This window comes from Streptacidiphilus monticola (genome assembly GCF_042658505.1).
Classification (GTDB): Bacteria; Actinomycetota; Actinomycetes; order Streptomycetales; family Streptomycetaceae; genus Streptacidiphilus; species Streptacidiphilus monticola.
Map to the genome: position 1 here is coordinate 1 of NZ_JBHSQJ010000242.1, position 3,014 is coordinate 3,014.

Here is a 3,014-nt window from a genome sequence, read left to right on the forward strand (position 1 = left end):
CCACCGGCGGCGACCAGCGCGGCGGCAGCGGACGCGTCGGGCGCGGCACCGCGGCGGCCGGACGCAGGACCTGCTGAAGCAGCGTCAGCCGCCCAGCCCCGAAAGGGTTTCCGGGCGACGTGCGCCCCGCCGGCAGCACGGCAGCCGGCTCCCGCTCGACGCGGACGTCCTGGGAGAGCGGATGCTGGACCGCAGGAGCGGTCCGGGCGCTGCCCGGTGCGGCATGGGCGGCGGCGGGCAACAGCAGCGCGGCGGCGGCCAGCAGCGCCGTCCCGAACGGCAGTACGCGGAGGACCATGTCCTCCAGCAGAGCCCGTCCGCGGCCGGGTCTCGCTGAGCGCCTGCGGCGTGTGCCGAAAACCGCACCAGAAGATGAGCCGGTCAGCCGAGTAGTCGGACCATCACACCTGTCCATGCCCGTCGGCGGCGTGGCAAAGGTCTCCCGACCGCTCCTGACGCACGGGGGACCGGCCGGGCACCCCGGCGCTACGCTGAGCGGGCCGTGGTGTTCGGGAAGACCGGTGGAAGACCGGAGCGGCCCTCGCCACTGTGATCGGGAAGTCCTCCTGCCGTCCCGCCCTGCCCAGGCGGGGGCCACTGGACGCCGCGTGCGTCCGGGAAGGCCAGGCAAGGGGATGTGAGCACCCGTCAGCCAGGAGACCGGCCACGGCACCGAACGACGCCCGTCCACGAGGTGCTGGAGGCCGCCCGACATGAGCACAGGTACGTCCACCGCGACGTCCGTCCCCGCCCCGACGTCCCCACGCAGCCATCGGCTGCGGACGGTCGGGCTCTTCTCCGTGATCGCCGCCATGCACGTGGCCGCCTTCGCCGTGCTGGTGCTGATGGTGGCACCGCACCACTACGAGATCCCCGGTCAATCCGCGGGCCGCACACAGGTCTTCGGCATCGGCCTGGGCATCACCGCCTACACGCTCGGCATGCGCCACGCGTTCGACGCCGACCACATCGCGGCCATCGACAACACCACCCGCAAGCTGATGGCCGACGGCCGGCGGACCCTCTCCGCCGGGTTCTGGTTCGCCCTCGGCCACTCCACGATCGTGCTGGTGCTGGCGGCCCTGGTCGCCGCGGGCACCCACGCCGTCGCCGTGCTCACCGGCGAGGGCTCGAGCGTGCACCAGGCCCTGGGCGTCCTCGGCACCAGTGTCTCCGGCGGCTTCCTGTACCTGATCGCGGCCCTCAACCTGGCGTCGCTGGCGGGGATCCGACGGGTCTTCAGGTCCATGCGGGCCGGCCAGTACGACGAGGCGGAGCTGGAGCGGCAGCTGGACAGCCGCGGCCTGATGAACCGCGTGCTGGGCCGGCTCACCCGCTCAATCACCCGCCCGGGCCAGATGTTCCCCATCGGCCTGCTCTTCGGCGTCGGCTTCGACACCGCGACGGAGGTGACGCTGATGGTGATGGCCGGATCCGGCGCGGCCGCGGGCCTGCCCTGGTACGCGGTGCTCTGCCTGCCGCTGCTCTTCGCCGCCGGCATGAGCCTGTTCGACACGCTGGACGGCACGTTCATGAACGTCGCGTACCGCTGGGCCTTCGCCAACCCGGTGCGCAAGGTCTACTACAACCTCGCCGTCACCGGCCTGTCGGTCGCGGTGGCCTTCCTGATCGGCACCATCGAACTGGTCGGCGTGCTGCACCAGCAGCTCGGCCTGGACGACCCGGTGACCGGGTGGATCGCCGACCTGGATCTCAACAACGTCGGCTTCGCCGTCGTCGGACTCTTCGTGGCGGTCTGGGCGGCGGCCGTGGCCTACTGGCGGCTGGCCGGGGTGGAGCAGCGCTGGAACGCCGTGCCCACCGCCACGGCCACCGCCGCGCCGGTCGAGCCGAACTGACCCGGCGTCAGCGAGGATGCGTCCGTGGGAATCAGCACCGGCACGGCACACGGCGGCGAACCGCACGGCAACGGCCTGGGCACGCGGCTCAACTGGCTGCGCGCCGGGGTCCTCGGCGCGAACGACGGCATCGTGTCCACGGCCGGCCTGGTCGTCGGCGTGGCCGGCGCCCAGGCCGGCCCGGGCGCGCTGCTGGCGGCCGGATTGGCCGGCCTGCTCTCCGGCTCGCTCTCGATGGCGGCCGGGGAGTACGTCTCGGTGAGCACCCAACGGGACTCGGAGCAGGCCGCGCTGGCCCTGGAGCGGGCCGAGCTCAAGGCGACGCCGGAGGCGGAGCTGGAGGAGCTGACGGGCCTCTACGTGGCCAAGGGCCTCACACCCGAGCTGGCCCACGAGGTGGCCGTCCAACTCACCGCGCACGACGCCCTGGCGGCCCACGCGGAGACCGAACTCGGCATCGATCCCGAGGAACTGACGAACCCTTGGCACGCCGCGCTGGCGAGCTTCACGGCGTTCACGGTGGGCGCGCTGCTGCCGCTGCTGGCGATCGTGCTGCCCCCGAAGGGGCTGCGGGTGCCGGTGACGGTCGGCTGCGTGCTGGTGGCGCTGGCCTTCTGCGGAGCGCTCAGCGCGCGGCTGGGCGGCGCCCGCCCGGGGCCCGCCGTCCTCCGCAACGTCGCCGGCGGCGCGCTCGCCATGGGCGTCACCTACCTCGCCGGCATCCTCCTCTCCGCCAACGAGTAGCCCCCGCCCCGGTGCCGGCCCGTTGGGCGGGGCCGCGCCGGTTCCCGCCACAGGCCCGGCCGGGGCCCGCCGCGCTGTGAGGGCACCACCCGCGAAGGCGGGGGATGCCCGCGCGGGGCGTCCGGGCCCGGGCGCCCCGGTCTGGTGGCGGCTGCGTTGGGGACCGCAGGGCTCACCGCCCCTCCAGGGGACGGCTCCGGCCCGTTGGACGGGGGAGGGACGGCCGGGCCGTGGGGGCGATGGGCGACGGCGGTGGAGGGGTCAGCTCCGACCAGGGGCGCGCGCCGCCTGACCTGCGGAGGCCAGTTCGACCCGGGCCACCGGGATGCAGTACAGTTCCATTCGCAGCGGCCGAGAGGCCGCGCTGCGATCTGGCCCCGTGGAGCAGTTGGTTAGCTCGCCACCCTGTCA

Annotated in this window: 3 protein-coding genes and 1 riboswitch; of the genes, 2 read left to right on the forward strand and 1 reads right to left on the reverse strand. The window is 74.0% G+C overall.

The annotated features are described in order from the left end of the window. Positions 1 to 298 (reverse strand): hypothetical protein (locus ACFP3V_RS31660; protein WP_380591235.1); only part of this gene is annotated, 298 nt, incomplete at its 3' end. 188 nt (positions 299 to 486) lie between these two features. Then, positions 487 to 683, forward strand: a riboswitch (cobalamin riboswitch). A gap of 30 nt (positions 684 to 713) precedes the next feature. Here ACFP3V_RS31660 and nicT point away from each other — a divergent pair. Both nicT and ACFP3V_RS31670 read left to right on the forward strand, forming a co-directional pair. Next, the gene (gene nicT, locus ACFP3V_RS31665; protein WP_380591237.1) at positions 714 to 1,859 is read left to right on the forward strand and encodes a Nickel transporter NicT; all 1,146 of its coding nucleotides are present in this window, start codon (positions 714 to 716) and stop codon (positions 1,857 to 1,859) included. A gap of 24 nt (positions 1,860 to 1,883) precedes the next feature. Beyond that, positions 1,884 to 2,603 (forward strand): VIT1/CCC1 transporter family protein, encoded by a 720-nt coding sequence (locus tag ACFP3V_RS31670; protein WP_380591240.1) that lies wholly within the window; start codon positions 1,884 to 1,886, stop codon positions 2,601 to 2,603. Positions 2,604 to 3,014: the final 411 nt, after the last annotated feature.

Excerpts from the sequence above, each read along its gene's own strand:
- nicT (WP_380591237.1), top strand. The coding sequence starts at position 714 with ATGAGCACAGGTACGTCCACCGCGACGTCCGTCCCCGCCCCGACGTCC.